The organism is Streptomyces sp. SID10853, assembly GCF_010548145.1.
Taxonomy (GTDB): domain Bacteria; phylum Actinomycetota; class Actinomycetes; order Streptomycetales; family Streptomycetaceae; genus Streptomyces.
Window position 1 is genome coordinate 1 of record NZ_JAAGLN010000366.1, and the last position, 4550, is coordinate 4550.

Annotated in this window: 2 protein-coding genes; one reads left to right on the forward strand and one right to left on the reverse strand. The window is 73.5% G+C overall.

The window, feature by feature from the left end:
* Positions 1-514, reverse strand: a 514-nt coding sequence (locus tag G3I19_RS34680) for an AraC family ligand binding domain-containing protein (RefSeq protein WP_203601012.1), incomplete at its 3' end; no start/stop codon positions are given.
* 58 nt (positions 515-572) lie between these two features.
* On the opposite strand from G3I19_RS34680, the gene G3I19_RS34685 reads away from it, so the two are divergent.
* The coding region (locus tag G3I19_RS34685; RefSeq protein WP_164267671.1) for an ATP-dependent helicase at positions 573-4550 on the forward strand (3978 nt) is incomplete at its 3' end.

Consider the following 4550-nt stretch of genomic DNA (forward strand, 5'->3'; position numbering starts at 1 on the left):
CCGGGCGCTCCGGGAGCCGGCCGCCGTGGGTGCGCAGCAGCCGGGCGACGGCGAGCCGCAGCAGGCTGCCGGCGGCCAGCCCGTTGCCCTGCTCGGCCGCGCGGTGCACTCCGACGACGAGCTGTGCGGCCCGTGGATCACCGACGACGGGCGATGTGAAACCGACCGGTCCTCTCAGGGTGCTGAGGTCGGCGGCGACCTCGGCGATCAGTGCGGCGTGCGGATAGAGCGTGCGGTAGATCCAGCCCTCGGGCACTCCGGCGAATCCGGTGTGCGCGGTGTCGGGGTTGACGAGGGCCAGCTCCCCCACCCCTGCCCTGACCAGCTGGTCGCGGTGGCGGAACGCCTCGACGCCATGGGTGATCGCGGCGATGACGAACGACTCGTGGGTGTGCCGGGGGAAGGACTTGCTGATGTAGCGGGCGTGCAGCAGATCGACGCCCGGCAGCTCGTCGAGCCGCCAGTGCCGTGCCCGCTCCTCGTCACCCGGCGCTGCTGCCGCCCATGGCTCCATGCCTCCATTGTTTCCCCTGGTCCGGGCGGTTGTCAGTGGTGGAGTGCACGATGGGGACATGGTGACGTCAGCGCTCGACTCCTTCTCCCCCGCTACCCGCGGCTGGTTCACGGGGGCCTTCACCGCGCCCACCCCGGCCCAGGACGGTGCCTGGCGGGCGATCGGGGCCGGGTCCGATGTGCTGGTCGTGGCCCCGACCGGCTCGGGCAAGACGCTCGCCGCGTTCCTGGCCGCCCTCGACCAGCTGGCGTCGGCGCCGCCGCCCGCCGATGCCAGGAAGCGCTGCCGGGTCCTGTACGTCTCCCCGCTCAAGGCGCTCGCCGTGGACGTCGAGCGCAATCTCCGCAGCCCGCTCACCGGTATCCGCCAGGAGTCGGTGCGGCTGGGACTGCCGGAGCCCGATCTGCGGGTCGGTATCCGCTCGGGTGACACCCCCGCCGGGGAGCGGCGCTCGATGGCGCTCCGGCCGCCGGACATCCTGATCACCACCCCCGAGTCGCTGTTCCTGATGCTGACCTCATCGGCGCGCGAGGCGCTGGCGGGCGTGGAGACAGTGATCCTGGACGAGGTGCACGCCGTCGCGGGCACCAAGCGGGGTGCGCATCTCGCGGTGTCCCTGGAGCGGCTGGACGAGCTGTTGCCGCGCCCGGCCCGCCGTATCGGGCTGTCCGCGACGGTCAGGCCGGTGGACGAGATCGCCCGCTATCTCTCACCGCAGCGCAAGGCCGAGATCGTGCAGCCGCCCTCGGGCAAGGAATTCGACCTGTCGGTGGTCGTCCCCGTCGAGGACCTCGGTGAGCTGGGCGGTTCACCGGCCTCCGACACGGACCCGGACAAGGCGGAGAAGCCGTCCATCTGGCCACACGTCGAGGAGCGCATCGCCGACCTGGTCCAGGCACACCGCTCGACGATCGTCTTCGCCAACTCCCGCCGCCTGGCGGAGCGCCTGTGCAACAGGCTGAACGAGATCGCGTACGAGCGGGCCACCGGCGAGGTCATGCCGGAGGCGCACTCCCCCGCCGAGGTGATGGCCGAGTCGGGCGCGGCCAAGGGGGCGCCCGCCCTGCTGGCCCGCGCGCACCACGGCTCGGTGTCCAAGGAGCAGCGCGCCCAGGTCGAGGAGGATCTGAAGGCGGGCCGGCTGCCCGCCGTGGTGGCCACATCCAGCCTTGAGCTGGGGATCGACATGGGGGCGGTCGATCTGGTCGTCCAGGTCGAGTCACCGCCTTCGGTGGCCTCCGGCCTCCAGCGGGTCGGGCGCGCGGGACACCAGGTGGGCGCCGTCTCCACGGGTGTGGTCTTCCCCAAGTACCGCGGGGACCTGGTGCAGGCCGCCGTGGTGACCGAGCGGATGCGGACCGGCTCGATCGAGGCGCTGCGGATCCCGTCGAACCCGCTGGATGTGCTGGCCCAGCAGCTGGTCGCCATGGTGGCGCTCGACAGCTGGCAGGCCGACGACCTGCTGGCGGTGGTGCGCCGGGCCGCGCCCTTCGCCGCGCTTCCGGAGTCCGCCTTCACGGCGGTCCTGGACATGCTCGCCGGACGCTATCCGTCGGACGCCTTCGCGGAGCTGCGCCCGCGCGTGGTGTGGGACCGCATCGCCGGTACGGTCACGGGCCGCCCAGGGGCGCAGCGCCTCGCCGTCACATCCGGCGGCACCATCCCCGACCGCGGGCTCTTCGGCGTCTTCCTCGCCGGGGCCGACCCCAAGAAGGGCGGGGGGCGTGTCGGTGAGCTGGACGAGGAGATGGTCTACGAGTCCAGGGTGGGCGACGTCTTCACCCTCGGCACCACGTCCTGGCGCATCGAGGACATCACCCGCGACCGGGTGCTGGTCACCCCGGCCCCCGGGGTGCCGGGCCGGCTGCCGTTCTGGAAGGGCGACCAGCTGGGCCGCCCGCTCGAACTGGGCCGTGCCGTGGGCGCGTTCCTCCGCGAGGTGGGCGGGCTCGCCCCGGACGACGCGAGACTGCGGCTGCTCGCCGCCGGGCTGGACGCCTGGGCAGCCGACAACGTCCTCTCCTATCTGGACGAGCAGCGCCGGGCCTGCGGCCATGTCCCGGACGACCGGACCATCGTCGTCGAACGGTTCCGTGACGAGCTGGGCGACTGGCGGGTGGTGGTGCACTCCCCGTTCGGCGCGCAGGTGCACGCGCCCTGGGCCCTCGCGCTCGGCGCCAAGCTCTCCGAGCGGTACGGGATGGACGCCCAGGTCATGCACGCCGACGACGGGATCGTGCTGCGGCTCCCCGACGCCGACCTGATGGGCCTCGATCTGCTGGACGCCGATCCGGCCGCCCCGGGCGTCGAGTACGACACCGAACAGGCCCCGCTCGGGGCGGCCGATGTGGCCTTCGACAAGGGTGAGATCAATCAGATCGTCACCGATCAGGTGGGCAGCTCGGCCCTGTTCGCCTCCCGCTTCCGGGAGTGCGCCGCGCGCGCCCTGCTCCTGCCGCGCCGCAGCCCGGGCAAGCGGACACCTCTGTGGCAGCAGCGCCAGCGTGCCTCCCAGCTCCTCCAGGTCGCGAGCGAGTTCGGCTCGTTCCCCATCGTCCTCGAAGCCGTCCGTGAGTGCCTCCAGGACGTGTTCGACGTACCGGGCCTCACCGAGCTGATGGGCGACATCGAGTCGCGCCGCGTCCGGCTCGTCGAAGTCACCACGGCCGAGCCCTCGCCGTTCGCCCGCTCGCTCCTCTTCGGCTATGTCGCCCAGTTCCTGTACGAGGGCGACTCGCCGCTGGCGGAGCGGCGGGCGGCGGCCCTCTCGCTGGACTCCCGGCTGCTTGCCGAGCTGCTGGGCCGGGCCGAACTGCGCGAGTTGCTGGACGCCGATGTGCTGGAAGAGCTGGAGCGCGAGCTCCAGTGGCTGACGGACGACCGGCGGGTCAAGGACGCCGAGGGGGTCGCGGACCGGCTGCGGCTGCTGGGCCCGCTGACGGACGCCGAGCTGGCCGAGCGCGGGGCCGAGCCGCACTGGGCGCCGGAGCTGGCGGCGTCCCGCCGCGCCATCCGGGTCCGTATCGCGGGCACCGACCACTGGGCGGCGATCGAGGACGCGGGCAGGCTGCGAGACGCGCTCGGCACCGCGCTGCCGGTGGGCGTGCCCGAGGCGTTCACCGAGCCGGTCAAGGATCCGCTCGGCGATCTGCTGTCCCGCTTCGCCCGCACGCACGGCCCGTTCACCTCGTCGACGGCAGCGGCACGCTTCGGTCTGGGCAGCGCGGTCACGGACGGCGCGCTGCAGCGGCTCGCCGGCGCCGGCCGGGTCGTCCAGGGCGAGTTCCATCCCTCGGGCATCGGCCAGGAGTGGTGCGACGCCACAGTGCTGCGCAGGCTCCGCCGCCGCTCCCTCGCGGCGCTGCGCGAGGAACTCGAACCGGTTCCGCCCGAGGCCCTCGCCTCGTTCCTCCCCCAGTGGCAGCATCTCGGCGCCGGCGGCCTGCGCGGCATCGACGGTCTGGCCCGCGCCATCGAGCAGCTCCAGGGGGCGCCCGTCCCCGCCTCCGCGCTGGAGAGACTGGTCCTGCCCGCGAGGGTGTCCGGCTACACCCCGGCCCTCCTGGACGAACTCACCACCACCGGTGAGGTCGTCTGGGCGGGCGCGGGCGCCCTTCCGGGCAAGGACGGCTGGATCTCCCTCTTCCTGGCGGACAGCGCACCGCTGCTCGTCCCGCCGCCGCACCCACTGGAACTGAGCGCGCTGCACGAGTCCGTGCTCCAGGCCCTCTCCCCCGGCTACGGCCTCTTCTTCCGCCAGCTCAAGGACCACGTCCAGGCCACCACCCACCCGGACTGCACAGATCCCCAACTGGCCGACGCCATCTGGGACCTGGCCTGGTCGGGCCGGCTGACCAACGACACCCTGGCCCCGCTCCGCGCCCTCCTCGGCTCGGGCCGGACAGCCGGCTCCACCGCCCACCGCGCCCGCCGGACGGTCCCGCGCGGGCGGTACGGCTCACTCACCACGGGAGCGCGCCCCGTCTCCCGGACCGGGCCGCCGACCGTGGCGGGCCGCTGGTCCGTGCTCCCGGCC